The sequence below is a fragment of the Amycolatopsis sp. N2S4-7 genome, from assembly GCF_058119595.1.
In genome coordinates this window covers 3194006-3220259 of record NZ_CP172299.1, presented here as the reverse complement: position 1 = coordinate 3220259, position 26254 = coordinate 3194006, and the positions used below count along the sequence as shown (strand labels likewise).

The window sequence follows — 26254 nt, the reverse complement described above, 5'->3', positions numbered from 1 at the left end:
CCGAACCTACTCCCGATGGCCGACGCGTTCCCGCCACCCGGTCGAGCATGCTGGACGGGGCCGGATGACAGGCAGCCGTCGGTCGCCGTACTGTTGCTCAGCGTAGGCAAGGCAACCCTAACGAAGGGCGGGTACATGCGCGGAGACGGGCTGGCCGGGGGCGAGGGCGGCGCGGAGCGGCTCGGCGAGCTGATCCCGGCGGCACTGCGCGGAATGGCGGCCGGCATCGCCGAGCGCGGCGGCCCCGTGCCGGCCGGCGGACCGGCGGCCGTGGCCGCCGCGCTGGCCGCCGGCGGAGGCCCGACCGTCGAGGGGCCCGAAGGCCTGGAGCGGCTCCTGGCCGCCGGCGGAGGCCCGTCCGTCGAGGGACCCGAAGGCCTGGAGCGGCTCCTGGCCGCCGGCGGAGGCCCGTCCGTCGAGGGGCCCGAAGGTCTGGAGCGGCTCCTGGCCGCCGAGGGAGGCTCGCTGCCCCGCCAGGGCGTCGGCGCCGAGGCGGCCCTTGAGGAGCTGAGCCGGCTGCTGGCGGCGGGCTCGGCCGACCCCGCCGATCCGGCCTGCGCGGCCCACCTGCACTGCCCGCCGCTCGCGGTGTCCGTGGCCGCCGACGTCGTGGCGAGCGCGCTCAACCCGTCGATGGACTCCTGGGACCAGGCGCCGGTCGCCAGCGAGCTGGAGCGCGAGTTCACCACCGGCATCGCCCGGTTGTGCTACCCCGGCGCGCAAGCCCCGGACGCCGTCGTGACCACCGGCGGCACCGAGTCCAACCTGCTCGGCCTGCTGCTGGCCCGCGAACGCGGCGTCGTCCAGTCGTTCTGCGGCGCCAACGCCCACCACAGCGTCGCCCGCGCGGCCTGGCTGCTCGGCCTGCCCGCGCCGATCGTCGTGCCGTGCGAGGGCGACCGCCTGCTCCCCGGCGCCCTCGCCGAGGTGCTGACCCCCGGAGCCGTCGTCGTCGCGACGGCGGGGACGACCAACACCGGCACCCTCGACCCGCTGCCCGAGATCGCCGCCGTGTGCCGCCGCGCCGGGGCCCGGCTGCACGTCGACGCGGCCTACGGCGGCATGGCCCTGTGCAGCGACGCGCTGCGGCCGAAGCTGGCCGGGCTCGAGCTCGCCGACTCGGTCGCGCTCGACCTGCACAAGTTCGGCTGGCAGCCGGTCGCGGCCGGGCTCTTCGCCGCCCGCGAAGCCGCCGACCTGGGCGCCCTGACCGTCCGCGCCGAGTACCTCAACGCCGACGACGACACCGAGGCCGGCCTGCCGGACCTGCTCGGCCGCTCGATCCGGACGTCCCGGCGGCCGGACGCGTTCCGGATGGCCGTCACCGTGCGCGCGCTGGGCACCGACGGCCTCGGCGCGCTCGTCGAACGGTGCTGCGCCACCGCGCAGGAGGTCGCCGCCCGGGTCGAGGCGAACCCCGGCCTCCGGCTCTGGGGCGCGCCGGAACTGTCCACTGTGGTGCTCCGGCCGGTCGTCGCCGACGAGACCGGCGACGACGAGCTCGTCGCCCGCGTGCGCCGGGCGCTGCTGGAGGCGGGCACCGCGGTGATCGGCCGGGCCGCGCTCCCGACCGGCCCCGGCGGCGCGCCGCAGCTGTGGCTCAAGCTGACGCTGCTGCACCCCGGGACGACCGGCGCGGACTACGGCCCCTTGCTCGACCGGATCGTCGCCACGGCCGGCGCCGAACTCGTGGCCGGCCGGGAAAGCCCGGTCGCTTCGTGAGGCGCCACCACCTGGCGGGCATCGGGATCGGGCCGTTCAACCTCTCGCTCGCGGCGCTGGCCGCACCGGTCGACGGGCTGGACGCGGTGTTCTTCGACGCCCGCCCGGAGTTCCGCTGGCACCCCGGCCTGCTGGTCGACGGCGCGACGCTGCAGGTGCCGTTCCTGGCCGACCTGGTGACGCTGGTCGACCCGACGAACCCGTTCTCGTTCCTCAACTACCTGCGCGACCGCGGCCGGCTGCTGCCGTTCTACTTCGCCGAACGGTTCCACATCCCGCGTGTCGAATACGACGACTACGGCCGGTGGGCCGCGGCCCGGCTGCCGTCGTGCCGGTTCGGGCACGAGGTCACCGGGATCCGCTGGGACGACGCCGAAGCGGCGTTCGAGCTGACCGTCGCCGGGGCCGGACCGGTGCTCGCCGAGGCCGTCGTGCTCGGCGTCGGCTCGGTGCCGTCGGTGCCCGAACCGCTGAAGGACCTCGTGGCCGACCCGGCGGCGCGCGTGCTCCACTCGGCCGACTACCTGACGCACCGGGACGCGCTGCTCGCCGCCGAGAGCGTCACCGTGGTCGGGTCCGGGCAGTCGGGGGCCGAGGTCGTCCTCGACCTGCTGCGGTCCCGGCCCACCGTGGACGGGGTGCGCTGGCTCGCGCGGACGCCGGCGTTCGCGCCGATGGAGTACTCCAAGCTCGGGCTGGAGCAGTTCACCCCCGACTACACCGCGTACTTCCACGGCCTGCCCGAAGCCGTCCGCGACCGGCTGCTGCCCACGCAATGGCAGCTGTACAAGGGGATCGACGCCGAGACGATCGGCGCGATCCACGACGAGCTCTACCGCCGCAGCATCACCGGCTCCCCGGGCGCGGTGCTGACCCCGGGGGTCGAGGTCGTCTCGGCGTCCACTGCAGACGGGCAGGTCGAGCTCGGGCTGAGGCACGCGCAGCAGGGCCGCAGCGGCACCCTGCGCACCGCCGCCGTCGTCGCGGCCACCGGCTACGCCGAGGCGCCGACCGGCTCACTGCTGGCCGGGCTCGGCGACGCCGTCCACCGCGACCAGCGCGGCCGGCTGGTCGTCGGCGCCGGCTACCGCGTCGCCCTCGACGTGCCGGGGCCGCTGTTCGTGCAGAACGCCGAACGGCACACCCACGGGCCGGGCGCGCCCGACCTGGGGCTCGGCGCCTGGCGGGCGGCCGTGATCCTCAACGCCGTGTGCGGCAAGACCGTCCACGACCTGCCCGACCGCACCGCCTTCACCACGTTCGGCCTGGAGGAGAAGTGAGCATCGACGAAGCGGCCGCCTGGCGCGCGGCCGGTGCCCTGATCGTGCACAAGATGCTCGGGGAGCTGTCCTACGAGCACATGCTGGAGCCGGTCGCCGACGGGGACGGCTACCGGCTGGAGCTGGCGGACGGCGTGGTCTACACGTTCCGGGCCCGGCGCGGCGCCTTCGAGGGCTGGACGGTCGAGCCCGGCAGCGCGCACCGGTCCGGCGAGCCGGTCACCGACCCGCGCACCCTCGTCGTCGACGCCCGGCGGGTCCTGGGCCTCGGCGGGCTGCGGCTGGCGGACGTCCTGGCCGAGCTGACCGCGACGGTCGCCAACGAGGCCGCCCGGCTGCGCCGCGCGCCGACCGCGGCGGAACTGTCCACTCTGGACTACAACCTGGCCGACGGGCACCTGACCGGGCACCCGCGGCTGGTCCTCAACAAGGGCCGCGTCGGGTTTTCCGCGCGCGACCGCGCCCGGTACGCGCCGGAGGCCGGCGCCGACGTCCGGCTGCGCTGGTTCGCCGTCCACCCCGGGCACGCCGAGTTCCGCTGCGTCGACGAGCTGAGCCGGGACGCGCTCCTGGACGCCGAGCTCGGCGACCTGCGCGCGGAGTTCGCCGCGCGGGCCCCCGAGGACTACGTGTGGGTGCCGGTGCACCCGTGGCAGGCCGACGAAATCGTCGGCACGCTCTACGCCGCCGAGCTCGCCACCGGGGTCCTGGTCGACCTCGGCGAAAGCGCCGACGGCTACCGGCCGCACCAGACGGTCCGGACCCTGGCGAACGTGACCACGCCGGGCCGCCACGACGTCAAGACCGCCGTGTCGGTGCGCAACACCCTCGTCTACCGCGGGCTGAACTCCGCCGCCACGCTCGCCGGGCCGTCCGTGACGTCGTGGCTGCGCCGCGTCAGTGCCGGCGACCCGCTGCTGGCGGAGAAGTACCGGTTCGGGCTGCTCGGCGAGGTCGCGAGCGTGTCGGTGAAGCACCCGCTGTTCGGGCACCTGGAGGAACTGCCGTACCGGTTCCACGAAACCCTGGGCGCGCTGTGGCGCGAGCCCATCCGGCTCGCCGAAGGGGAGCGCGCGATTTCGTTCGCCGCGCTGCCCTACCGCGGCCCGGACGGCGTCTCGGTGCTGGCGCACCTGATCGGCGGCGGGGACGCGGAAGCGTGGCTGACGCGGCTTTTCGACCTCGTGCTCACGCCGTTGCTGCAGTGGCTGCTGCGCCACGGCGTCGGGTTCTGCCCGCACGGCCAGAACCTGATCCTGGTCGTCGACGCCGCCGGGGTCCCGCAGCGGGTGCTGATCAAGGACTTCGCCCAGGGCGTCGACCTGCTCGACGAACCGCTCGAGAGCTACGAGAGCCTGCCGCCCGAAGCGGCGGCGGACATGCTGCGCTGGCCGGCGCACCTGCTCGCGCAGTCGTTGTTCAGCTCGGTGTTCTCCGGCCAGTTCCGCTTCTGGGCCGAGGTCCTGCTCGACGAGCTGGGCCTGCCGCGGGCGGCGTTCTGGGCGCCGGTCCGGGAGATCGCCGGCCGCTACCGCGACGAGAACCCGGACGTGGCCGCCCGCTTCGACGCGTGCCGCCTGTTCGCCCCGGACGTCGAACGCGTGACGCTGAACCGGGAGCACTTCGCCGGCCAGGGCTTCGACAAGGTGGAGCGCGACGACGAGTTCGACGTCCGCTGGGGCCGGGTGCCGAACCCGCTGCACGCGCCGGATCCCGGCGGTGCCTGGTGACGCCGTTCGCGCGGCCGGCCGGCCCGCGGTCCCTGGCCGTCCGCCGCGCGGCGGCCGAGGCGGGGGAGGCGGTGCTGCGCGGGGTGCTCGCCGAGGACGGCGCGCGGCTGCTCCTGCTGGTCCCCGACCCGCACGCGCGGTTCGCCGCGGTCGAGCTGGCCGCGCCGTTCGCCGCCGAGGTCCTGACCGGCGGCTACGGCGTCTGCAGCTACGTCTTCGCGTGGACGCCCGCGCGGGAGCCGCTCCCGGCGTCCGGCGTGCTCGGCGGGTACCTGGAAGGCTTCGGCGACCTGTGGATGCGGCCGGACGCGGCGAGCGCCGTCCCGCTGGGCGACCGGACGTGGGCGGTGGTGTGCGACGCCGGGTGGCCGTCCGGCGGAGCCGCGGAGCTCGCGCCGCGCGAGGTGCTGCGCGGGCAGCTCGCCGCGCTGGAAGGACTGGGGCTGGTGCCGTCGGTGGGGATCGAGCACGAGGTCGTGTTCCGCGACGCTCGCGGCGAGCCGCTCACCGGGCACGGCGCCGACTACGCGGTCGGCGGCACCGAACGGCTGGCGCCGCTGCTGCGCGACCTGCGGACGGCGCTGGACGAGGCCGGGCTCGGCGTCGAGTCGGCGCGCGCCGAGTGCCACCCGGGGCAGTACGAGATCGTGCTGCGCCACCGCGACGCACTGGCCGCGTGCGACGACGTCCTGCTGCAGCAGCTGATCGTGCGCCGGGTCGCCGCGCGCCACGACGTGGTCGCCGAGTACCTGGCCGCGCCCGCGCCGGGGCAGGGCAACTCGGGGCACGTGCACCTTTCGTTGTCCACTGTGGACGGCTCGGAACCGGACCTCCTGGGCGGCTTCCTCGCCGGCGTCCTCCGGGACGCGCGGGCGCTGACGGGGGTGTGGGCGCCGACGTGGAACAGCTACGTCCGGTTGCGGACCGCGCCGTTCTCGCCGCGCGAGGTGCGCTGGGGGCACGACGACCGGACCGCGTCGGTGCGGGTGGCCGGGCCGGACGGCAACCGGCGCCTGGAGTTCCGGTTCGCCGGCGCGGACGCCCAGCCGCACCTGGTCGTCGCGGGGCTCCTCGCCGCCGGGCGGTTCGGCCTCGAGGAGGGCCTGCAGCCCCCGGAGCCGGGGATCGCGGCCGCTTCGCTGGCGACGTCCCCGTGGGAGGCGCTGTCGCTGCTGGACCGCGTGGGGGAGCTGCTGGGCACCGACGTCGCGGCCCAGCTGACGGCGCTGCTCACCGAAGAGATCGACGCCGGCCTGGACACGGTCACCGACTGGCAGCGCCGCCGCGGCGCCCTCCGCTCGTGAGCCGGTCGCCGGGCACGGGGCCGATACCGGTTGGTGCCCGTGCTGCCACGCACCGCATGATCACGGCGACTCCCCGCACAGCCGATCGTGGGGTGGAGGCGCCGTGGGCAAACCGGACGAGTGCTTCCCGTGCGAACTCGAAAGCGACCCGGAGGACGTCGGGCTGACCCGGGAGTGCTGCGACGGGCCGTTCGGCAGGCTCCACTACCTGCGGCGTCGTTATGGTCGACCTCCGCCGGGTCTGCGAGCACGCCGAAACGCACTCGCTCGACAGCTGCGCGCACTTCCCGCACGCCGAAATGCCCGACCGCACGTACGCGTTCCTGTTCGGCGGACCGGCCGCCGGATGAGCGCGCGGCCGTTCGCCCCCAGCCGCCCGGTGGCCGAGCTGCTGCTCGGCGTGCCCGCCGCCATGGTCTCCATGGCGGTTTCCTCGGCCGTGCACGGAACTTCGCCGCGGTCGCCTACCACGTGTTCGTCCGGCGGCGCGGACCATCCGGCTCGAAGCCGACCACCTCGTCGGCGACGCCGGCTACCCGGTCCGCGGCCGCGCCGTGCGGTTCGCGTCGCTCGCCTCGGGCCTGATCCCGGTGCTCAAGCTGACCCACGACGTGATCGACCTGTACTTCTAAACCCGGGAGCCGGCGGCGGGCCGCCGCCGGCTCCGCGGGTCACGCGGGGCGGATGTTCTGGTTGACGTGGAAGACGTTGTCCGGGTCGTACCGCCGCTTGACGGCGGCCAGCCGCTCGTAGTTGCCGCCGTACGACGCCCGGACGCGCTCCTGGCCCTCCTCCATCATGAAGTTGACGTACGCCCCGCCCGCCGACGTCGGGTGCAGCTCCTCCCAGTAGTTCTTCGTCCACTCGGAGATGGCTCCCGCGTTCTCCGGCGCGGGGTCGACGCCGACGATCACGCCCGACCAGCCGCCGGACCGGTGGGGGAACGCCGTCGCGTCCGCCGCGACCCGGCTCGCGGCGCCGTCGATCGGGTACAGGTGCATCGACGAGTGCATGCTCGGCAGGCGCTCGCCGTGCTTGAGGTGGATGTCGATCGCGGCGTCGGAGATCTCGTGGAACACGTCCGCCCGCCAGTACCACTGCAGCCCGGCCGGGTACAGCGCGTCGAACGCGCCCTGCAACGCCGTGTACGGCATGGCCTGCAGGCCGACCAGCAGCGGCGAGCCGAATCCGCGCACCGGGGCCAGCACCTCGTCGGCCTTGTCGTGCGCGCCGGTGTAGCACCAGATGATCGCGCACGCCTTCCGGCCCCACAGCTGTTCGGGGAACGGCGGGGCCGGCGGGATGGTGATCAGGCCGAACCAGCCGTTCAGCTCCTCCGGCAGCGAGGGCAGCAGCTCGCGGTACCAGCGCAGCACGGCGGGGGTGTCGGCGAGGTCGTAGAGCACCGGCCCGCCGATGACCGTGCCGCGCTCGCCGATGTCGTGGCAGCGGAAGGTGAACGACGTGACGACGCCGAAGTTGCCCCCGCCGCCGCGCAGGGCCCAGAACAGGTCGGTGTGCGAAGACTCCGAAGCGTGCACGAACGAGCCGTCCGCGAGCACGACGTCCGCGCCGAGCAGGTTGTCGACGGTCAAGCCGAACCGCCGGGCCAGGTAGCCGATGCCACCGCCGAGCGTCAGCCCCGCGACGCCGGTGGACCCGACGATGCCCGAGGGCGTCGCCATGCCGAAGGCGACCGTGGCGTGGTCGACGTCGCCCCAGGTGCACCCGGCGTCGGCGCGCACGGTGTGGTTCACCGGGTCGACGGTGGTGCTGCGCAGCCCGGACAGGTCGATCACCAGCGCGTCGTCGGCGACCCCGAGGCCGCCCGCGTTGTGGCCGCCACCGCGCACGGCGATGTCCAGGTCGTTCGCCCGCCCGTACCGGACGCAGGCGACGACGTCGGCGGTGTCGCGGCAGTAGGCGATCGCCGCCGGCCGTTTGTCGATCATGGCGTTGTAGACGGCGCGGGCCTCGTCGTAGCCGGCGTCGGCCGGGGTGACGAGCCGGCCGCGCAGGACGGTGGCCAGTTCTTCGTGCGGCAGTGCGGTGGTGGTCATGGGTGCCCCTCTCGGATGTCCCGGTTCCCGTCGGAACGTAGGCACGCGGCGTTCGCGCAGCGTTCGGTCCGCCGCGGCCGGTCAGGAACCGGGCCGAACGCCGAGGTCCGCCTCCGCCCGGCGCAGCAGGGCGACGCTGCCCTGGGCGCGGGCGAGCGCGGCGGCGGCCCGCAGGCGGGGACCCGGATCGGGGTCGTGCGCGGCCCGCAGCCGCAGCACCTCCGGCAGCCACCAGCGGTCGTCGCGGGCCTCGCCGGCGGCGAGCGCGGCGTCCAGCGTCGCCCGGGCCGGCTCCGGCGCCGCCAGGTCGGCGACCAGCGTCAGCCAGTACGGCATCCGGGCGAACGCCCCTTCGGCCTTGAGGTTCGCGACGCCTTCCTGGGCCGCGGCCAGCCCGGCCTCGCCGCCGCGGGACCAGCCGCCCAGCACCAGGGCCCACTCCCGGTAGTACGCGAAGCCGTACCGGTCGCACAGCGCGTGCAGCTCGGTGACGGCCGCCCACAGCGCCGGCCGGTCGCGGCGCATCTGGTGGGTGATCCCCGCGTACGCCAGGGCGATGGCCAGGCTGTACGGCTGCTCGATCTCGCGGGCGTGCGCGATCGCGGCGGCCCCGCACGCCACGGCTTCGTCGTCGTGGCCGAGGAGCCAGTGGGCGTGCGCCGCCCACGCCGGGCCGTGCACGTCCGGCCGGGTGCCGATCGGCCACGACGACGCGCCGCGCGTGCGTTCCGCGCCCAGCTCGAAGTGCCGCAGGGCCTCGGCCGGGTCGTGCCCGAGGCTCAGCGAGGAGCCCGCGACGATGAAGTGCGCCGAGCCGTCCTGTTCGGCGCTCGTCCCGGGGGCGAGCAGCGCGAGGGCGCGTTCGGCCGCCTGGTGCGCCTCCGCCGTCCGGCCCTGGACGAACCGGGACGACCACAGCTCGAGCAGGGCCGTCAGCGCGGATTCCTTGCTGCCCAAGGACTCCGCGAGGGCCAGCGAGCGCTCCAGGGTGCGCTGCAGCTCGGGGGAGGCGTAGCCGTGGTGGGCGTTGAGCGGCCCGGCGAGCGCTTCGAGGACCTCGAGCTCCGCGCGGTCGCGGTTGCCGCTCGCGGGGCGGGCGCGCACCAGCGCCAGCGCCTCGTTCAGCAGCCGGATCGCCTCGGCGTGGGCGAAGGTGCCCGCGGCGACGGCCGCGGCCCGCCGGTAGTGCGCGACGGCGCGGTCGGGGCGGCCGCCGCGGGCGTACTGCTCGGCCAGCTGCGCGGCCACGGCGTCGGGGTCGTCGGCGTGCAGCAGCTCCATGCCCTGGGCCAGCCGCCGGTGCAGCAGCCACCGGCGCGGCGGGCTGACCTGCTGGTAGGCGGCCTCGCGCAGCAGGTCGTGGGTGAAGTCGTAGCCGCCGCGGAACTCGCGCACGATCCGGCGCCGCCACAGTTCGTCGATGGCGTCGACGACGGTGTCGGTGTCGAGGTCGCTCGCCTCGGTGAGCAGTTCGAGGGTGAAGTCGCGCCCGGCCGCGGCGGCCAGCCCGGCGACTTCGCGGGCGGCCGGGCCGGGCTGTTCGAGCCGGGCCCGCAGCACTCCGCTCAGCCGTCCCGACGGCGGGGAGGTGCTGGTGCGCAACGCTTCCACCACGTACAGCGGGAACCCGCCGGTGGCCGCGTGGAGCAGGGCGCGGTCCGGTTCGGACAGCGGGCGCCCGGCGACCGCTTCGCCGAGCCGGGCCGTGCCCTCGGCGTCGAACGGGCTCAGCGGCAGCTCGGTGAGCTTGCCCTCGTCGCGCAGGTGCGCGGTCCACGCCTCGACGCGGGCGTCGAGGTCGCCGTCGCGCATCGTCCCGGCGACCAGCAGCGGCGCGTCCGGCAGGAGGCCGAGGCAGAAGGCGAGGAACGCGCTCGTTTCCTCGTCGCACCACTGCGCGTTGTCGAGCACGAGCAGGACGGGCCGCCCGCCGGCGGTGAGCGCGCGGGCCAGCCCTTCGAAGAACCGCAGGCGCTGCCAGGCGTCGACCCTCGGGTGCCCGGCCGCGGCCGGGCGCGTGGCGGGCAGCAGCCGGTCGGCCTCGGCCCGCCACACCGGGTCGAGGGACGCCGCCGCGCGCTGCACCGCGGGCGTGCGCAGCCAGTCGGCGACCGGGGCGAGCGGGAGGCGTCCGGCCGAGCCGAAGCAGCGGCCGGTGGCCACGACGGCGCCGTCCCCGCGCGCCAGCCCGGCCAGCTCGGCGACCAGCCGCGTCTTGCCGACCCCCGCGTCGCCGCGCACGAGGACCATCCCGGCCCGGCCCGCCGCGGCCGCCCGCCACACCTGCCCGAGCCGGGCCAGCTCGGCGGCCCGCCCGACGAGCCCGGGCGCCGCCGCCCGGGGGCCGGGGTCCGGCCGGGCGAGCAGCCGGCGCAGCGCCGCGCGGGTCGGCTCGGCCGGGACGACGCCGAGTTCGCGTTCGAGGATCGACGCGCACCGGTGGTAGGTGCTGACCGCGCCCGCCCGGTCGCCGGCGGCGGCCTGCAGCGCCATCAGGGTCCGGTAGCCGGTTTCCTCCAGCGGCCGCAGCCGGATCCGGCGGCGGGCCGCGGCGAGCGCGGCGGCGGGGTCGGCCGACGGCGTCCGGCAGACCAGGTCGCACAGTTCGACGCACTGGCGGTCCAGTTCGGCGCGGGCCGCCAGGACCCAGTCGTCGGTCAGGCCCGGCAGCAGCTCGCCGCGGTAGGCCGCGAGTGCCTCGCGGGCGTGGGCGAGCACCTCGCCGTCGTCGGTGGCGGCCAGCGCCGCCCGGCGGGCGAGGTCGAAGACGCGGACGTCGACGCGGCTCGACGGCGTGTCCCGCCAGCACAGGTCGTGCCCGGTCACGACCAGCGACGGCGGGTCCCCCAGCACGCGGCGCAGCTGGTGCAGCTCGCGGCGGAGGTTGGTCAGGGCCTGCGCGTCGGTGGAATCGGGCCAGAACAGCCCGGCGATCCGCGGCCGGGGCTGCGCCAGCCCGGCGTGCACGACCAGGTGGGCCACGAGCGCGACCGACCGCGGCGACCGCGTCAGCACGGCGCCCGTCTCCTCGTCGGCGATCACCTGCTCGCCCAGCAGCGAAACGCGCAGCACCCGGTCACGCTAACCCCGGGACGGCGTCGTGCGCGGATCTTCACCGGGTGAGGGGTTGCGCCGGGACCGCCGGGTGCGCAGGCTCGACGTCGTGAGCGAGCACGAGTACGACCTCATCGTCATCGGTTCGGGCCCCGGCGGTCAGAAGGCCGCGATCGCCGCGGCGAAGCTCGGCAAGCGGGTGGCGGTCGTCGACCGGCACGACATGGTCGGCGGGGTGTGCGTCAACACCGGCACGATCCCGTCCAAGACGCTGCGCGAAGCGGTGCTCTACCTGACCGGCATGAACCAGCGCGAGCTCTACGGCGCGAGCTACCGCGTCAAGCAGGACATCACGATCGCCGACCTGCTGGCGCGCACCCAGCACGTCGTCGGGCGCGAGGTGCAGGTGGTGCGCGCGCAGCTGATGCGCAACCACGTCGACCTGATCGCCGGCACCGCGTCCTTCGCCGACGCCCACACCGTCGTCGTCGACGGCCGCCACCGCGGCGACCGCCGGACGCTGAGCGCGGACCACATCGTGATCGCCACCGGGACCCGGCCGGCGCGCCCGGGGCACGTCGACTTCGACGCCGCCCGCGTGCTCGACTCCGACGAGATCCTGCGGCTCGAACAGATCCCGTCGTCGCTGGTCGTGGTCGGCGCCGGGGTGATCGGGATCGAGTACGCGTCGATGTTCGCCGCGCTCGGCTCCCGGGTCACCGTCGTCGAGCAGCGCGACCACATGCTCGACTTCTGCGACCCCGAGATCGTCGAGTCGCTCAAGTTCCAGCTGCGCGACCTCGGCGTCACGTTCCGCTTCGGCGAGAAGGTCGCGGACGTCGCCGTGTCCGACGACGCCACGATCACCACCCTGGTCAGCGGCAAGCGCATCCCGGCCGACGGCGTCATGTACTCCGCGGGCCGCCAGGGCATGACCGGCGAGCTGGCCCTGGAGGCGGCCGGCCTGAGCGCGGACGAGCGCGGCCGGCTCGTGGTCGACGAGAACTACCGCACGGCGGTGCCGCACATCTACGCGGTCGGCGACGTGATCGGCTTCCCGGCCCTGGCGGCGACGTCGATGGACCAGGGCAGGCTCGCGGCGTACCACGCGTTCGGCGAACCGGCGAACGGACTGGGCGCGCTGCAGCCGATCGGCATCTACACGATCCCGGAGATCTCGTACGTCGGCGCGACGGAGGCCCAGCTGACGTCGTCGTCGGTGCCGTACGAGGTCGGCATCGCGCGGTACCGCGAGCTGGCCCGCGGCCAGATCACCGGCGACAGCTACGGGATGCTGAAGCTGCTGGTGTCCACTTCGGACCGGAAGCTCCTGGGCGTCCACGTGTTCGGCACGGGCGCGACGGACCTGGTCCACATCGGACAGGCGGTGATGGGCTGCGGCGGCACGGTCGACTACCTCGTCGACGCGGTGTTCAACTACCCGACGCTCTCGGAGGCGTACAAGGTGGCGGCCCTCGACGCGACCAACAAGATCCGGGCCCTGGACCGCTTCTCGTCCTGAGCCGCGGGCTAGCGCGGGCCGCCGAGCCGGTCGAGGTGCCGTTGCACGTGTTCGGCGTCCCGGTCGCGGCCCTGCTGCCGGTACAGGCGGTGGGCCTCCTGCCATACCGCGCGGGCTTCGTCGTCGTGGCCGAGGGCGAGGTGCGGGGGGCCGAGGTGGTCGAGCGTGCTCGCCGCGTCGTAGGCGTTGCCGAGGCCGCGGCGCAGGGCGAGGGCCCGCCCGTAGTGGCGGATGGCCTCCTCGTGGTGGCCGGCGTGGTGCTCGAGGTAGCCGAGGCTGTCGAGGCTGTTCGCCTCACCGGCGGGGTTGTCCTGTTCCCGGTGCAGGGCGAGAGCGGCCCGGAAGTGCTCGCGCGCGGTTTCGTGGTGGCCGAGGCGGGCGGTGTACCAGCCCACCGCGTTGTGCCCGTGGGCCAGGCACAACGGCACGCCGAGGCCGGAGAAGAGCCGCAGGGCGCGGGTGGCGTGGTCCAGCGCCCGGTGGTCGTCGTGGTGCCCGGACACCCGGGCGAGCGTCTGGTGCGCGTGGGCGAGTTCGTAGGTGCTGCCCTGCTCTTCGGCGAGGCCGACCGCGTGGCGCAGCTGTTCGACCGCCTCCTCGTGCAGGCCCACGGCGGCGCAGGCGCGGCCGAGGTACCGGTGGGCGATGACGCGGGGCGTGGGGCCGGGCAGGTGCGGCGCGGCGTCCGCGGCGGCCCGCCACGCGGCGAGGCGGTCGTGGCGGTGGCCTCCCCGGTGGTGGAACGTGTCCAGCGACAGGGCCAGCCACCACACGATGTCGTGCCGTTGCCGGAGGACCGCGAGCTGCTGGGCGGCGAGCAGGGTGCGGCGCTCGGCCTCGAACCAGGCCATCGCCGCCGCGGCGCCGGGCAGCGGGTGGACGTGGGTGCCGGGCTCGGGAGGCGCGAGGCCGGCCGGTCCGCGGTGGGCGTCCAGCAGCAGGCCGGCCTCGTGCGCGGTGTGGGCGTAGAAGCCGAGCACCCGCCGCAGCGCCGCGTCCCGCACGTCGCCGGGCAGCTGCCGCGCGGTGTCGGCGGCGTAGGCGCGGACCAGGTCGTGCATCCGGTACCGGCCGCCCGGGTCGGGTTCGAGGAGGGACGCCTGTTCCAGGCCGCGCAGGACGGCCCGGGTCCGCGCGGGCGGCAGGCCGGTCAGGTTCGCCGCGGCGGGCAGGCCGGTGTCCGGGCCCGGCGCGAGGGCCAGCAGGCCGAACACGGCGGCTTGCTCTTCGGCCAGGGCGTGGAACGACCAGGACAGCACGGTCGGCAGGCTCATGGCCGGATCGTCGTCGGCCCAGCCGCCCAGCCCCGACTCGCGCAGCTCGGCGACGGCGGCGGACAGCGGCGCCCCGGCGCGGCCGGCGAGCACGCTCAAGGCCAGCGGCAGGCCACCGCACAGGCCGACCAGCTCGTCGACGGCCGCGCGCTCGGCCTCGACCCGGGCCGGGCCGAGCCGGGCGGCCAGCAGGTCGCGGGCCTCGTCGGCGGCGAGCACGTCCAGCGGGACGTGGCGGGCGCCGTGCGCCGTGACCAGGCCCGCGAGCCGGTTGCGGCTGGTCACGACGACGGCGCAGGAGGCACCGCCGGGCAGGAGCGGCACGACCTGGCCGGTGCCGGCGGCGTTGTCCAGCACCACCAGGAGCCGCTTGTCCGCGGTCAGGCTGCGGAACAGCGCGGACCGGGTGTCCGTGTCGGGCGGGATCGAACCCGCCTCGACGCCCAGTGCCGTGAGGAAGCCGCGCAGCGCCGTGGCCGGATCGACCGGCGCGTCGTCCGGGCCGAAGCCGCGCAGATCGACGAACAGCTGGCCGTCGGGGAACCGGTCGAGACGGCGGTGCGCCCACCGCAGGGCCAGCCACGTCTTGCCGAGGCCGCCCGCGCCGGTGACGGCCGAGACCGTCATCGCGCCGCGCGACCCCGCGTCGGCCAAGGCCGCGTCGAGCCGGTGCAGCTCGTCCCGGCGGCCCACGAACGCCGTGGGTGCGGCGCGGAGCTCGCGGGGGACCACCGGGCCGGGCGCCGTCCGCGGGCCGGGACCGGGGCGCTCGGTCAGGATCCGCTGGTGCAGTTCCTGGAGGGCGGCGCCGGGATCCGTGCCGAGTTCCTCGACCAGGTGCGCCCGGAACCGCCGGTAGTGCTCCAGCGCGTCGGCGGTCCGCCCGGCCTGGTGCAGGGCCTGCAGGTACTGACCCGCCACCCGTTCGTCCAGGGGGTGCGCCCGGACGGCGGCGGCCAGCTCGGCCACCAGTTCCTCCCCGAGCCCCTGCCGGAGCCGGGTGTCGGCGAGCTCCCGCGCCGTCGCCTCGCGCTCCCGTTCCAGCCGGTCGCGTTCGGCTTCGGCCCATTCGCCGGCCAGCCCGGTCAGCGCTTCTCCCCGCCACAGCCCCAGCGCTTCGGTGAGCAGCGGCAGGGCCTGCTGTTCGTCGTCCCGCGCGCGTTCGCGGAGCTCGCGGCCGCGGTGGACGTCGACGGTGGCCAGGTCCGGGTCGGTCATCAGGGCGTAGCCGCCGGAGCGGCGCGTGAGGGTGACTCCATCGGCTCCGGCCAGCGCCGCGCGCAGCCGGGAGATGTAGCCGTGCAGGGTGGTCCGCGTCCGCGGGGTGACGTCGGCGCCCCAGACCCGGCCGACCAGCCGGTCCGTCGGCACCACCCGGCCGGCTTCGAGGGCCAGCACCGCCAGGATGCAGCGCTGCCGCGGTGTGCCGAGAGCCACCGGACGGCCGTGGACCAGCACGTCCACCTCGCCGAGCAGGCGCACCATCGTGACCACGCGCGGCCCCCTCACCACCACGGAGTACGCCGCGTCCCCCGGCGGATCACCGAGGGTACCCGGGCGAGCCGCGCTCGGCACCGACCCCAGGCGTCCCACCCGCACCAGCCGTCCCATCGCCGAAACCCTTGCCGGGAACCGGTTTGACACCCGAATAGAACATGTGTTCGACTGGCGGCGTGCGATGGGATCGGCAGCGAGCAGGGGAGGGTGAGCCGGCACTGCCCGGGCTGGAGGGCCTGGTGCGATCGGTGCGGTCACCGGAATTCGACGGCGTCACCTTTCACGAGGTGCACGCCCGTTCGGTGCTGAACAAGGTGCCCGCCGGGTCCGGGGTGCCGTTCGGCTGGACCGTCAACCCGTACCGCGGCTGCTCCCACGCCTGCACGTACTGCCTCGAAGGCGGCACCCGGATCCTGCTCGCCGACGGGCGGACGAGGGCGCTGTCCGAGCTGAAGGTCGGCGACCGGATCTTCGGCACCCGCGGCCACGGCGCGACCCGGCGGCTGGTGCCCACCGAGGTGCTCGCGCACTGGACGACGCTGCGCGCCGCCTACCGGGTGACCCTCGAGGACGGCACCCGGCTCGTCGCCGGCGGGGACCACCGGTTCCTCACCGCCAAGGGCTGGAAGCACGTCACCGGCAGCAAGTTCGGCGCCGCGCAGCGGCCGCACCTCGAGCCCGGGACCGAGCTGATCGGCGTCGGCCGGTTCGAGCCGACGCCGGACGAGACGCTCGGGTACCGGGCCGGCTACCTGTGCGGGATGCTCCGCTCCGGCGGGTTCGCCGCCGAGACCGACGCGGCCGCGCGCGCCCTCGGGTACCTGCCGGACTTCGGGGCCTCGGTGGGGTTCCTGCAGGTGCCGGCCGACCCGGACGCGCACTGGCAGCGCGGGTTCCTCGCCGGGGTCTTCGACCTCGCGGGCGGCTACGGCCGCGGCGTCCTGACGGTGGCGCACGACGAGCCCGAGATCACCGACGCCTTCGCCGCCGCGCTCACCCGCTTCGGCTTCGCCCACCAGCTCGACGAGGTGCCGAAGTTCCCGACCCGCCAGGAGGTCCGGCTGCTCGGCGGCGTCGGCGAGGTGCTGCGGTTCCTGCACGTGAGCAACCCCGCGGTGGGCTGGAAGCGGTCCCTGGACGGCGCGGTGATCGGTGCGAACCGGCGCCGCGTCGAGGCGATCGAGCCGCTGGGCCTGCAGCTGCCGCTGTTCGACATCACCACCGGCACCGGCGACTTCGTGGCCGACGGCATGGTGTCGCACAACTGCTTCGCCCGGAACACGCACACGTACCTGGACTTCGACGCCGGCCGCGACTTCGACACCCAGGTGGTCGTCAAGGTCAACGCCCCGCAGGTGCTGGCGGCGCAGCTGAAGAAGCCGTCGTGGCGCCGCGAGCACGTGGCGATGGGCACCAACACCGACCCGTACCAGCGCGCGGAGGGCCGCTACCGGCTCATGCCGGGGATCATCACGGCGCTGGCCCGGTCCGGCACACCGTTGTCGGTGCTGACGAAGGGCACCGTGCTGGCGCGGGACCTGCCGCTGCTGCGGGACGTCTCCGCCGACGTGCCGGTGGGGCTGGCGGTGTCGATCGCCCTGCTCGACGACGAGCTGCAGCACCGCCTCGAGCCCGGCACGCCGAGCCCGCGGGCGCGGCTGGAGCTGGTCCGCAAGGCCCGCGAGGCCGGCCTGCCGTGTTCGGTGCTGGTGGCGCCGGTGCTGCCGTGGCTGACCGACTCGGCGGAGGCCCTCGACGCGCTGTTCGCCCGGCTCGCGGAGGCGGGCGCGTCGAGCGTGACGGTGATCCCGCTGCACCTGCGGCCCGGGGCCCGCGAGTGGTTCGGCCGCTGGCTGGCGGGTTCGTACCCGGCGCTGGTCCCGCGGTACCGGGAGCTGTACGCGCGGGGGAGTTACGTCCAGAAGGCCTACCGGGAGAGGCTGGCGACGCGGGTGGCGCCGCTGCTGCGACGGCACGGCCTGGCGCCGAAGACGGGATATGACCCGCGAGACCCGGAGCCATCCCCGCTCGAGGCGGCGGAGGTTCCGGCGGAGCAGCTCCGGCTGCTTTGACCGCGCGGCCGGATGGTGGGCGAGGAGGTGCCAGGACCGTCGCCGTCGTGTCCTCAGTGGACTGTGGACCGGCATCCGCTCCGCCGCCCGGCGCGTGATCATCCCCCGGGCGGCCGGTTTCGTGGACCTGTCACCGGATCGGCGGTAGCGCTGCGCCGTTCGCCGTAGTCCGGGGTCGCTCGCGGGTGAGAGTCGGCGGCTTGCGGGAAAATGTCCGATCGTGTCGTTGTCGTCCCCTGTCACCGGCGCCTAACGTCGAAGGGATCGATCCCGAAGGGAGCCGGACGTTGACGACCTCGCAGACCGACCGGGTCGCGGCCGCCCGGCTCGCCTGGGCCGCCCTGAAGCTGACGCGGGCCGGGCGCCACCCGGTGGGCGTCGACCGGCTGGCCGCGACCGTCGGCGTCACCCCCGCCGAGGCGCGCCGGCTCGTCGAACTGATCGGCTTCACCCTGCGCCGCGACCTCGTGAGCACCGGCCCCGCGCCGCGCGGCGCGCACCACCGCCTCGAACCGGCCGAGGGCACCCTCGGCGCCGGCCCCGACGGCTCGGTCGACATGTTCCTGCTCGCCATCGCGACCGGCGAGCGCGTGCACGCGGCCGCGACCTGCCCCGTCACGGGCACGCGCATCCGCATCGAGCTCACGCCCCGCGCGATCCTGCTGGCCGACCCCCCGTCGGCGGTGGTCGCCGCGGTCGACCTCGGCTTCGGCCTCGAGCACGTCGAAGCGGTGGCGTGCGCGGGCCAGCCGTTCTTCGCCTCGGCGTCCGCGGCGGCGAGCTGGCTGGTGGGCCACCCCGGCGGCCGCATCTACCAGGTCGCCGCCTACCTCGCCCAGGCCCACCGGCTCGTCGCGGCGCTGGAGGCCCGGCCGAAGTTCGTGCTCTGACCACCGCGCGACCCCAGCCTGCCGACGTCCTAAGCTGTGACGTTCGGGGCTTCGCCCCGAGCCGGGGGCTCCGCCACCCGGACCCCCCAAGCGTTGGGCTGTTCGTTAGCCTTTTCCGGGCAGCGAGACCCATGTCGAAGGAGAGCAGTCGCAGTGCTCCGCACTCACAACGCCGGCACCCTGCGTGCCGGACAGGCCGGACAGACCGTCACCCTCACCGGATGGGTGGCCCGGCGGCGCGATCACGGCGGCGTCATCTTCATCGACCTCCGGGACGCCAGCGGCGTCGCCCAGGTCGTCTTCCGCGAGGGCGAGATGGCCGAGCGCGCGCACGCGCTGCGGTCGGAGTTCTGCGTGAAGATCGTCGGCGAGGTCGCGAAGCGCCCCGAGGGCAACGCGAACGCCGAGATCCCCACCGGCGAGATCGAGGTCCTCGCGACCGAGCTCGAAGTCCTCTCCGAGGCCGCGCCGCTGCCGTTCCCGATCGACGACCGGGTCGACGTCGGCGAAGAGATCCGCCTCAAGCACCGCTACCTGGACCTGCGCCGCAGCGGCCCGGCCGCGGCCATGCGGCTGCGCAGCGAGGTCAGCCGCGCCGCGCGCGAGGTGCTGCACGCCCAGGACTTCGTCGAGATCGAGACCCCGACGATGACCCGCTCCACCCCGGAAGGCGCCCGCGACTTCCTGGTCCCGGCCCGGCTCAAGCCCGGCTCCTGGTACGCCCTGCCGCAGTCGCCACAGCTGTTCAAGCAGCTGCTCATGGTCGGCGGCATGGAGCGGTACTACCAGATCGCGCGCTGCTACCGGGACGAAGACTTCCGCGCCGACCGGCAGCCCGAGTTCACCCAGCTCGACATCGAGATGAGCTTCGTCGAGCAGGACGACGTCATCGCGCTGGGCGAGGACATCGTGTCGGCGCTGTGGAAGCTGATCGGGCACGAGATCCCGCGGCCCATCCCGCGCATCACCTACCACGAGGCGATGGCCAAGTACGGCTCGGACAAGCCGGACCTGCGCTTCGACCTCGAGATCACCGACATGACGGAGTTCTTCGCCGACACGCCGTTCCGCGTGTTCCAGGCGCCGTACGTCGGCGCGGTCGTCATGGCCGGCGGGGCGGACCAGCCGCGGCGCCAGCTCGACGCGTGGCAGGAGTGGGCGAAGCAGCGCGGCGCCCGCGGCCTCGCGTACATCCTCGTCAACGAGGACGGCACGCTCGGCGGCCCGGTCGCCAAGAACCTGTCCGAGCACGAGCGCGAGAACGTCGCCGCCGCGGCGGGCGCGAAGGCCGGCGACTGCATCTTCTTCGCCGCCGGCAAGGCCGCTTCCACGCAGCCGCTGCTCGGCGCCGCGCGCGACGAGATCGGCAAGCGCCTCGGCCTGATCGACGAGAACGCCTGGTCGTTCGTGTGGGTCGTCGACGCGCCGCTGTTCGCGCCGGTCGAGGACATCGGCGACGACGTCGCCGTCGGCTCCGGCAAGTGGACCGCCGTGCACCACGCGTTCACCTCGCCGACCCCCGAGTGGATCGACAAGTTCGAGCAGGACCCGGGCAACGCGCTGGCCTACGCCTACGACATCGTCTGCAACGGCAACGAGATCGGCGGCGGCTCGATCCGTATCCACCGCGGCGACGTCCAGAAGCGCGTCTTCAGCCTGATGGGCCTCGGCGAGGAGGAGGCGCAGGAGAAGTTCGGCTTCCTGCTCGACGCCTTCGCCTTCGGCCCGCCGCCGCACGGCGGCATCGCGTTCGGCTGGGACCGCATCGTCATGCTGCTGGCGAAGGCCGACTCGCTGCGTGACGTGATCGCGTTCCCGAAGACCGGCGGCGGGTACGACCCGCTGACCGCGGCGCCGGCGCCGATCACCGCGCAGCAGCGCAAGGAGGCCGGGATCGACGCGAAACCGGCCGCCGCGCCGCAGAACTAGTGCTGCACCTCAGGGCCGTGTGCCCGCCGGAGAAGACCGCCCAGGCGCTCGACATCCTGCGGGCCCACACCGGGACAGCGCACCTGATCGTGCACCGCGGCGTCGCCGTGCAGCCCGAAGGCGACCTGGTCGAGGCCGACATCGCGCGCGAGGCGGCGGACGAGATCGTCGACGCGCTGTGCGGGCTCGACCTCGACCACACCGGCGGGATCACGCTCGAATCGCTCGACACGGCGCTCTCCGACGCCGCCGACGAGGCCGAGGAGGCCGCGCCGGGGGAGGCCGCCGACGCCGTCGTGTGGCAGGAGCTGCTGTCCCGCACCGGCGAAGAGTCGCGGCTCAACGCGACGTTCCTGGCGTTCCTCACCATCGCCTGCCTGCTCGCCGCGGTCGGGGTGCTCACCGACTCCGCCGTGACGATCGTCGGCGCGATGGTCGTCGGCCCGGAGTTCGGGCCGCTGGCCGCGCTCGCGGCGGGGCTGGTGCTGAAGCACTGGCAGCTCGTCCGGCAGGCGGCGGCCGCGCTGGTCGTCGGGTTCCCGCTGGCCATGGTCGTCACGCTGGGTGGCGCGCTGCTGGTCCGCGCGACCGACGTCTTCGGCGACAAGGCGTTCGAGCTGCAGCAGCACAACGAGGTCGACTTCGTCTTCTCCGTCGGCGTCCCGTCGCTGGTCGTGGCGATGCTCGCCGGTGCCGCGGGGATGCTCGCCATGACGTCGGCGAAGTCGGCCGCGCTGGTGGGCGTCTTCATCTCGGTGACCACGGTGCCGGCCGCCGGTTACGCGGTCGTCGCGGCCGTGGCGGGGGAGTGGAGCCGGTGCCTCCAGTCGGTCGGCCAGCTGCTCGTCAACCTTCTCGGAATCGTTGCAGCAGCGGCCATTGTGTTGATCGTGCGCCGGAATGGGCAACGTTCACCGGTGGGAATGCGTCCGCTTTCACGCGGGTGACCCGGATCCCGGGCGGTCGCGTTCTGCTGACCGGATGTCAATAGCCATGGTTGCTCAGTCACGAGTAGGGTCGGTGACAATGACAGTCGACACCTCCTCCGCCGGCGACGCTGGGGTCGGGGCAGGAGCCGAGCACCTCGCCGTCGCCGCGGCGGTCGCGGCGGGCGAGTCCGTTCTTTCGCGCCGGTTCGGCAGCCCGATCACCCTGGTCGCGCCCGAGGACCTCGCGGGGAGCGGACCGGCCACGGTTGTCCGCGCCAGGGTGGTGTCGTCGTCGTTCGCGCTGCCGCGGACGCTGGTGATCAAGCACTACCCGGATCCGCCGGCGCCGGGCGGCGCCGACCCGTTCGCCCAGGAGGCGGTCAGCTACCAGCTGTTCACCGCGCTGGCGCCGGACGAGCGGATGTGCCCGGAGCTGCTCGCCCACGACGGCACGCACCGCGTGCTCGTGCTGGAGGACCTCGGCCGCACGCCGACGCTGGAGGACAAGCTCTACGCCCGCGACTCCCGCGCGGCCGAGCGCGCGCTGCTGTCCTGGGCCCGCTCTCTGGGCCGGCTGCACGCGAACACGGCGGGGCGCGAAGCCGACTTCAACGCGCTGCTGCGGCGGCTCGGCGGGCCGGCGAAGAGCGACTCCAGCGGCGTCGACGAGCTCTGCGCGCGGGTGCCGTCGGTGATCCAGGAGCGCCTGGGCATCCCGGTGCCGGAGGCGGTCCGAGCCCAGGTGGCGGCGGCGCTGGAGCAGTCGCGGTCGGCGGGCTTCCGGGCGTTCAGCCCGGTCGAGCTGAGCCCGGACAACAACCTGGTGACCGGCGACAGCGTCCGGTTCCTCGACTTCGAGTACGGCTGCGTCCGTTCGGCCCTGGTCGACGCCGCCCACCTGCGGCTGCCGTTCGCGAGCTGGCCGGACGCGCTGGCCCTCCCGGCGGGCATGAGCGAGGCGATGATCGCGGCGTGGCGCGCGGAGGTGGTGGGGGTGTGGCCGGCGTTCGCCGACGACGAAGCCCTCGCCGGCCACCTGACCAGCAGCGAGCTGCTGCGGGTCTGGCTGATCACGGGCGAGGAGCTGGGTTCGCTGGACCTGTCCCGCCACGCGGCCCCGGTGAGCCGCGAGGCGGCGTTCGTGACGTGGTGGCGAGATTTGGCCAAGCACGCCGGGTATGTCCGCATGACGGCGGTTTCGGAGTTCGCGGCCCGGGTGGCGGCGGCGTTGGCGGCTCGGCTGGGGCCGCACGCTGACCTGGCGTTTTACCCGGCCTTTCGCTGAGCCGGCTTGGTTGTCCACAGGGCGGTGGATGCGCCACCCACCCAGAACACGACATTCCCGGCGCCCCTGACCAGAGCGTCAAGAGTTAGGCGCCCTGTCGCGACAGCGTTACCTCGTCCTCACCGGGCGTGAGTCTCCGTGGCCGATGGTCGTGGGCGTGACCGTGATGAGCGTCGATGTCACTCCTGTTCCCGAACGTCCCGAACGTCCTCCGCTGGCCGCCGTTCCGCCGCTGCGGCAGGCGCGGCGGCTCGTCGTGCTCGGCGACTCCACCGCCGTCGGGCTGGGGGATCCGCTGCCGGAAAAGGGCGGCTGGCGGGGGGTCGGCCCGCTGGTCGCCGCCGCGCTCGGGGTCGAAGCCGACGGCTACCTGAATCCCTCCTTCACCGGTGCCCGGATGCGCTGCGTGCTCACCGGGCAGGTGCCCGCGGCCGTGGCGCACCGGCCCGACGTCGCGTTGGTGGTCGCCGGCATGAACGACACCCTGCGCCCCGACTTCGACGCCGCCCGCATCGCCGCCGATCTCACCGAGGTCGTCCACCGGCTGCGGGAGACCGGCACCACCGTCATCCCCGTCCGGTTCCACGACCACAGCAAGGTCTTCCGCCTCCCGCCGTCGCTGAAACGCGCCCTCAGCGCCCGCGTCGCCGAACTGAACACCGCCATCGACGACGTCGTCGCCCGCGAAGGCGTGCCCTGCCTCGATCTCGAGCACCTGCCCGGCGCCTACGACCTGACGTCGTGGAGCGTCGACCGGCTGCACCCCTCCGAGCTCGGCCACCGCATGCTGGCGGACGGTTTCACCCGCCTCCTCGCCGAAGCCGGCTTCGACGTCCCCGAGCCGGTGAGCCTCACCTGCGGCGGCGGGGCCGAGCCGAGCACCACCGGCCACGTGGGCTGGCTGGTGCTCAAGGGCATCCCGTGGCTCTGGCGCCGCGGCCGCGAGTTCCTGCCCTACGCCGCGGTGATCATGTGGCACTCGTTCCGGAACCGCTGAACACCCGCAGCGCCTCCGCGTCCGAGGCCGGGTGGCGGACGAAGAAGTCCGCCCACTCCTCGATGTCCGGATACGCGCAGTGCTCGGCGAGGAACCGGCACGCCGCCTCGGCGTCGTACTCCGTGCGCCGCAGCTGGACGCCGTCGCCGAGCAGCGCCCAGTGCGCACCGGCTGTCCCGTAAGGCATGCCGACGCTGCCGGGGTTCACGATCAGCCGCCGGTCGGCCAGCCGGACGAACGGCATGTGCGTGTGCCCGCAGACCACCGTCGGCTCCGCGACGCCGTCGAGGACCTCCGCCCACCGCTCCAGCGGGCTGTCGACGAGCACGATTTCGCTGTCGTCGCGCGGAGTCGCGTGGCAGAACAGCACCTCGCCCAGGCGCACGGTCAGCGGCAGGGCGTCCAGCACCGGCAGGTGCTCGGGACGCAGCTGCCGCGCCGCCCACGGGAAGATCGGGTCCGGCACGAACGCGCCGGCACCGCGCGCGGACGCCGCCAGCTCCCGGTCGGCGTTGCCCCGCACCCACACGGCCCGCGAGCCCAGCGGCTGCAACCGCTCCAGGGTCTCGACCGGCATCGGGCCCGCCAGCACGTCGCCGAGCAGGACGATCCGGTCCGCCGTGCGCACGTCCGGCTCCGCCAGGACGGCCTCCAGCGCGGGGAGCACCCCGTGGATGTCGGACAGCACCGCCACCTTCATCGCCCCACCATCGGGCACGGCCGACGCCCTGGGCGAGGGATTTCGCCCAGGGCGCAACCGGCCTAGCCGATCGTGAGCGGCAGCTCCCGCACGCCGGTCATGTTCGGGTTGACCTGGAACTTCGGCGGCTCACCCGGGATCGTGCGCAGGGCCGGGTAGCGGTCGAACAGGATGTTCATCGCCACCCGTCCCTCCAGCCGCGCGAGCGGCGCCCCGATGCAGAAGTGGATCCCGCGGCCGAACGCCAGGTGCGGGTTCGGGTCGCGCAGCGGGTCGAAGACGTCCGGGTCGGTGAACACCCGCTCGTCCCGGTTGGCCGCCGCCACCCACACCATCAGCAGCTGGTCGGCCGGCACGGTGACGCCGCCGACTTCCACCTCCCGCATGGTCGTGCGCGCCACCGCCGCGAACGGCGTGAGGAAGCGCAGCGATTCCTCGATCACCGCGGGGACCAGCGTCCGGTCGGCCCGGGCGCGCTCGTCCCACTCCGGGTGGGTGTCCAGGCTCAGGACGGTGTTGCCGAGCAGCATCGTGGTGGTGATGTGCCCGGCCAGCAGCAGGATGTTCGCGAAGTTGACGACCTCGTTGCGGGACAGCCGTTCGCCGTCCAGCTCGGCTTCGACGAGCTTCGTCAGCAGGTCTTCGCGCGGCTGCTTCCGCCGCTCGTCGACGTGCTCGCCGAGGTAGTCCGTGAGCGCCTTCTGGCCCTCCAGGGACTTCTTGATCGCCTCGTCCTGCTTTTCGTCCTTCTTCACCAGCGAAAGCTGTTCGCCGGACTCGAACATCTTGTCCACCCAGCCCTTGAACAGGTGCCGGTCGCTCGCCGGGACGCCCAGCAGCTCGGCGATCACGATCACCGGCAGCGGGTAGGCCAGGTCCGCCACCAGCTCCAGCCGGCCGTCGGTGGTGACCGCGTCGAGCGTCTCGTGGGTGATGGCGGCGATCCTCGGCTCGAGGTCCGCCACCACCTTCGGCGTGAAGGCCCGGCTGACGAGCTTGCGCATCTTGTTGTGCAGCGGCGGGTCCAGCTGCAGCAGGTTGCCGGCCGACATCGCTTCGAGGTCGGCGTCCGGCATCATCTCCTTCGGCACCAGCCGGGTGGTGTCGGAGGAGAACGTCGCCGGGTCGCGGAGGATCTCCTCGATCTCCGGGTGCCCGTAGACGTTCCACATCCCCAGGTCGGCGGCGAACTCGACCCGCTTCTCCGGCTGCTTCCCCCGCAGCCAGAACTGGGATGCGTGGAGTCCCCAGGTGTCCGCCGGTGTGGTGGTCATTTCCGCCCCTTTCCCCTGTGTGGCCCCGGCTTCAGCCGGGTGCCTTGGCGGGATCGTGTGCGTAGATCCCTTTCCGGTAGCCCGCGACGAGCTCCTCGAGCGCCGCACCCAGTTCCGCCGCCACGTCCGCGACCGCGAGGGGATCGGGTTCCCCCGGCGGCTCGAACGTGGTGCGGATCAGGTACGCGAGGACATCCGCCTTCTCCTCCAGCGGGATGCCCGCGAACTCGTCGGAAAGCGTGTCGCCGACGTAGAAGCCGATCGTCGCGGCGTGGAGCGCGTAGCTCACGTTCGGGACGTCCGCGCGGATCAGCCCGCGCCGGAGCATCGCTTCCTCGAACTGCGTGCGCAGCTCGTCCTGCTGCTTCTTCAAGGCGACGTCGCCCAGCGAGCCGAACATCTCCGCGTTGCCGCGCAGCATCGCCATCACGAGCGGACGGCGGTGGGTGACGAGGAACGAGGCCGAGATCATCCGGTGCGGGAGGATCATCGCCGGGTCGGCCTTGATCGCGTTCAGGATCTCGTCGGTCAGGTCGGCCGATTCGCGCATCATCAGCGCCTGGAACAGCAGCTCCTTGTTGCGCCAGTGCAGGTAGACGGTGCCCTTGCCGATCCCGACCGCGCGCGCGATGTCGTCGATCGCCACCTTGCGGTAGCCCATGCGCAGCAGCAGTTCGCCCGCCGCGTCCAGGATGCGGTCGGCGCGCTCGCGGTTGGGATGACTCATGCGTGTCC

General features: G+C 74.3%; 18 protein-coding genes. 12 read left to right on the top strand and 6 right to left on the bottom strand.

Annotated features, from left to right (window positions below; genetic code table 11):
• Window positions 1-135 precede the first annotated feature (135 nt).
• The 5 genes from ACH54P_RS14955 (at window position 136) to ACH54P_RS14935 (ending at window position 6386) form a co-directional block, all read left to right on the top strand.
• Complete coding sequence (locus tag ACH54P_RS14955; RefSeq protein WP_489913052.1) at window positions 136-1722, top strand: pyridoxal phosphate-dependent decarboxylase family protein; 1587 nt, start codon at window positions 136-138, stop codon at window positions 1720-1722.
• Complete coding sequence (locus ACH54P_RS14950) at window positions 1719-3002, top strand: lysine N(6)-hydroxylase/L-ornithine N(5)-oxygenase family protein (RefSeq protein ID WP_489913050.1); 1284 nt, start codon at window positions 1719-1721, stop codon at window positions 3000-3002. Before ACH54P_RS14955 ends, ACH54P_RS14950 begins: the two co-directional genes overlap by 4 nt.
• Entirely contained in the window at window positions 2999-4732 is a 1734-nt protein-coding gene (locus tag ACH54P_RS14945; protein ID WP_489913048.1) for an IucA/IucC family protein, read from the top strand. The genes ACH54P_RS14950 and ACH54P_RS14945 overlap by 4 nt, the downstream gene beginning before the upstream one ends.
• Window positions 4729-6036 (top strand): type I glutamate--ammonia ligase, encoded by a 1308-nt coding sequence (locus ACH54P_RS14940; RefSeq protein WP_489913046.1) that lies wholly within the window; start codon window positions 4729-4731, stop codon window positions 6034-6036. Before ACH54P_RS14945 ends, ACH54P_RS14940 begins: the two co-directional genes overlap by 4 nt.
• 221 nt (window positions 6037-6257) lie before the next feature.
• Window positions 6258-6386 carry a hypothetical protein gene (locus ACH54P_RS14935; protein ID WP_489913044.1) on the top strand — a complete coding sequence of 43 codons (129 nt, stop codon included), beginning with the start codon at window positions 6258-6260 and terminating at the stop codon, window positions 6384-6386.
• A 321-nt stretch (window positions 6387-6707) separates the two neighbouring features.
• Here the strand turns inward: ACH54P_RS14935 and ACH54P_RS14930 are convergent, their stop codons facing one another.
• Both ACH54P_RS14930 and ACH54P_RS14925 read right to left on the bottom strand, forming a co-directional pair.
• Window positions 6708-8096: an FAD-binding oxidoreductase gene (locus tag ACH54P_RS14930; RefSeq protein WP_489913042.1), complete on the bottom strand. Its 1389-nt coding sequence runs from the start codon at window positions 8094-8096 to the stop codon at window positions 6708-6710.
• A gap of 81 nt (window positions 8097-8177) precedes the next feature.
• Window positions 8178-11168, bottom strand: a complete 2991-nt coding sequence (locus ACH54P_RS14925) for an ATP-binding protein (RefSeq protein WP_489913040.1) — start codon at window positions 11166-11168, stop codon at window positions 8178-8180.
• Window positions 11169-11259: 91 nt separating this feature from the next.
• Here ACH54P_RS14925 and sthA point away from each other — a divergent pair, with 91 nt between their 5' ends.
• Window positions 11260-12672: a Si-specific NAD(P)(+) transhydrogenase gene (gene sthA / locus ACH54P_RS14920; protein ID WP_489913038.1), complete on the top strand. Its 1413-nt coding sequence runs from the start codon at window positions 11260-11262 to the stop codon at window positions 12670-12672.
• 8 nt (window positions 12673-12680) lie between these two features.
• Here the strand turns inward: sthA and ACH54P_RS14915 are convergent, their stop codons facing one another.
• The gene (locus ACH54P_RS14915; protein WP_489913036.1) at window positions 12681-15557 is read right to left on the bottom strand and encodes an AfsR/SARP family transcriptional regulator; all 2877 of its coding nucleotides are present in this window, start codon (window positions 15555-15557) and stop codon (window positions 12681-12683) included.
• Window positions 15558-15601: 44 nt separating this feature from the next.
• Between ACH54P_RS14915 and ACH54P_RS14910 the strand changes: the two genes are divergently transcribed.
• From ACH54P_RS14910 to ACH54P_RS14885, 6 genes are all read left to right on the top strand, one after another.
• Window positions 15602-17515: an intein-containing Rv2578c family radical SAM protein gene (locus tag ACH54P_RS14910; protein ID WP_489913034.1), complete on the top strand. Its 1914-nt coding sequence runs from the start codon at window positions 15602-15604 to the stop codon at window positions 17513-17515.
• A gap of 287 nt (window positions 17516-17802) precedes the next feature.
• Entirely contained in the window at window positions 17803-18405 is a 603-nt protein-coding gene (gene merB / locus ACH54P_RS14905) for an organomercurial lyase (protein WP_489913032.1), read from the top strand.
• A gap of 153 nt (window positions 18406-18558) precedes the next feature.
• Window positions 18559-20334 (top strand): aspartate--tRNA ligase, encoded by a 1776-nt coding sequence (gene aspS, locus ACH54P_RS14900; RefSeq protein WP_489913030.1) that lies wholly within the window; start codon window positions 18559-18561, stop codon window positions 20332-20334.
• Window positions 20334-21281, top strand: a complete 948-nt coding sequence (locus ACH54P_RS14895) for a DUF389 domain-containing protein (RefSeq protein ID WP_489913028.1) — start codon at window positions 20334-20336, stop codon at window positions 21279-21281. Before aspS ends, ACH54P_RS14895 begins: the two co-directional genes overlap by 1 nt.
• 79 nt (window positions 21282-21360) lie before the next feature.
• Window positions 21361-22548 (top strand): phosphotransferase, encoded by a 1188-nt coding sequence (locus ACH54P_RS14890; protein ID WP_489913026.1) that lies wholly within the window; start codon window positions 21361-21363, stop codon window positions 22546-22548.
• A 145-nt stretch (window positions 22549-22693) separates the two neighbouring features.
• A complete protein-coding gene (locus tag ACH54P_RS14885) occupies window positions 22694-23545 on the top strand; it encodes an SGNH/GDSL hydrolase family protein (protein WP_489913024.1) in 852 nt (283 codons plus the stop codon).
• Here the strand turns inward: ACH54P_RS14885 and ACH54P_RS14880 are convergent.
• The 3 genes from ACH54P_RS14880 to ACH54P_RS14870 form a co-directional block, all read right to left on the bottom strand.
• The gene (locus ACH54P_RS14880) at window positions 23517-24245 is read right to left on the bottom strand and encodes a metallophosphoesterase family protein (protein ID WP_489913022.1); all 729 of its coding nucleotides are present in this window, start codon (window positions 24243-24245) and stop codon (window positions 23517-23519) included. The two genes, ACH54P_RS14885 and ACH54P_RS14880, sit on opposite strands and share 29 nt — an antisense overlap.
• A 62-nt stretch (window positions 24246-24307) precedes the next feature.
• Window positions 24308-25519, bottom strand: a complete 1212-nt coding sequence (locus ACH54P_RS14875; protein ID WP_489913020.1) for a cytochrome P450 — start codon at window positions 25517-25519, stop codon at window positions 24308-24310.
• 31 nt (window positions 25520-25550) lie between these two features.
• The gene (locus tag ACH54P_RS14870; protein WP_489913018.1) at window positions 25551-26246 is read right to left on the bottom strand and encodes a TetR/AcrR family transcriptional regulator; all 696 of its coding nucleotides are present in this window, start codon (window positions 26244-26246) and stop codon (window positions 25551-25553) included.
• Window positions 26247-26254 lie beyond the last annotated feature (8 nt).

What these genes read in the sequence shown, in the direction of transcription:
- ACH54P_RS14875 (WP_489913020.1), bottom strand. Translation starts at nt 25,519, where the DNA reads ATGACCACCACACCGGCGGACACCTGGGGACTCCACGCATCCCAGTTC.
- ACH54P_RS14915 (WP_489913036.1), bottom strand. Translation starts at nt 15,557, where the DNA reads ATGGGACGGCTGGTGCGGGTGGGACGCCTGGGGTCGGTGCCGAGCGCG.
- ACH54P_RS14880 (WP_489913022.1), bottom strand. Translation starts at nt 24,245, where the DNA reads ATGAAGGTGGCGGTGCTGTCCGACATCCACGGGGTGCTCCCCGCGCTG.
- ACH54P_RS14890 (WP_489913026.1), top strand. Translation starts at nt 21,361, where the DNA reads ATGACAGTCGACACCTCCTCCGCCGGCGACGCTGGGGTCGGGGCAGGA.
- ACH54P_RS14885 (WP_489913024.1), top strand. Translation starts at nt 22,694, where the DNA reads ATGGTCGTGGGCGTGACCGTGATGAGCGTCGATGTCACTCCTGTTCCC.
- ACH54P_RS14930 (WP_489913042.1), bottom strand. Translation starts at nt 8,096, where the DNA reads ATGACCACCACCGCACTGCCGCACGAAGAACTGGCCACCGTCCTGCGC.
- ACH54P_RS14935 (WP_489913044.1), top strand. Translation starts at nt 6,258, where the DNA reads ATGGTCGACCTCCGCCGGGTCTGCGAGCACGCCGAAACGCACTCGCTC.
- ACH54P_RS14870 (WP_489913018.1), bottom strand. Translation starts at nt 26,246, where the DNA reads ATGAGTCATCCCAACCGCGAGCGCGCCGACCGCATCCTGGACGCGGCG.
- ACH54P_RS14955 (WP_489913052.1), top strand. Translation starts at nt 136, where the DNA reads ATGCGCGGAGACGGGCTGGCCGGGGGCGAGGGCGGCGCGGAGCGGCTC.
- ACH54P_RS14910 (WP_489913034.1), top strand. Translation starts at nt 15,602, where the DNA reads ATGTGTTCGACTGGCGGCGTGCGATGGGATCGGCAGCGAGCAGGGGAG.